The organism is Microbacterium sp. CnD16-F (genome assembly GCF_024124465.1).
Classification (GTDB): domain Bacteria; phylum Actinomycetota; class Actinomycetes; order Actinomycetales; family Microbacteriaceae; genus Microbacterium; species Microbacterium gawkjiense.
Genome location: NZ_JAMXSA010000117.1, coordinates 1 through 1400, shown reverse-complemented (window position 1 = coordinate 1400; position 1400 = coordinate 1). Strand labels below are relative to the sequence as shown.

Sequence of the window (1400 nt, the reverse complement as noted above, 5' to 3'; positions counted from 1 at the left end):
TGACTCTGGGATAAGCGCTGGAAACGGCGTCTAATACCGGATATGAGCTGCGATCGCATGGTCAGCAGTTGGAAAGATTTTTCGGTCTGGGATGGGCTCACGGCCTATCAGCTTGTTGGTGAGGTAATGGCTCACCAAGGCGTCGACGGGTAGCCGGCCTGAGAGGGTGACCGGCCACACTGGGACTGAGACACGGCCCAGACTCCTACGGGAGGCAGCAGTGGGGAATATTGCACAATGGGCGAAAGCCTGATGCAGCAACGCCGCGTGAGGGATGACGGCCTTCGGGTTGTAAACCTCTTTTAGCAGGGAAGAAGCGAAAGTGACGGTACCTGCAGAAAAAGCGCCGGCTAACTACGTGCCAGCAGCCGCGGTAATACGTAGGGCGCAAGCGTTATCCGGAATTATTGGGCGTAAAGAGCTCGTAGGCGGTTTGTCGCGTCTGCTGTGAAATCCCGAGGCTCAACCTCGGGTCTGCAGTGGGTACGGGCAGACTAGAGTGCGGTAGGGGAGATTGGAATTCCTGGTGTAGCGGTGGAATGCGCAGATATCAGGAGGAACACCGATGGCGAAGGCAGATCTCTGGGCCGTTACTGACGCTGAGGAGCGAAAGGGTGGGGAGCAAACAGGCTTAGATACCCTGGTAGTCCACCCCGTAAACGTTGGGAACTAGTTGTGGGGTCCATTCCACGGATTCCGTGACGCAGCTAACGCATTAAGTTCCCCGCCTGGGGAGTACGGCCGCAAGGCTAAAACTCAAAGGAATTGACGGGGACCCGCACAAGCGGCGGAGCATGCGGATTAATTCGATGCAACGCGAAGAACCTTACCAAGGCTTGACATATACGAGAACGGGCCAGAAATGGTCAACTCTTTGGACACTCGTAAACAGGTGGTGCATGGTTGTCGTCAGCTCGTGTCGTGAGATGTTGGGTTAAGTCCCGCAACGAGCGCAACCCTCGTTCTATGTTGCCAGCACGTAATGGTGGGAACTCATGGGATACTGCCGGGGTCAACTCGGAGGAAGGTGGGGATGACGTCAAATCATCATGCCCCTTATGTCTTGGGCTTCACGCATGCTACAATGGCCGGTACAAAGGGCTGCAATACCGCGAGGTGGAGCGAATCCCAAAAAGCCGGTCCCAGTTCGGATTGAGGTCTGCAACTCGACCTCATGAAGTCGGAGTCGCTAGTAATCGCAGATCAGCAACGCTGCGGTGAATACGTTCCCGGGTCTTGTACACACCGCCCGTCAAGTCATGAAAGTCGGTAACACCTGAAGCCGGTGGCCCAACCCTTGTGGAGGGAGCCGTCGAAGGTGGGATCGGTAATTAGGACTAAGTCGTAACAAGGTAGCCGTACCGGAAGGTGCGGCTGGATCACCTCCTTTCTAAGGAGCA

1 rRNA gene is annotated in these 1400 nt (G+C 55.9%); it reads left to right on the top strand.

The features are described from left to right. Positions 1–1390 (top strand): 16S ribosomal RNA (locus NH287_RS15025); the annotation flags it as partial. Positions 1391–1400: the final 10 nt, after the last annotated feature.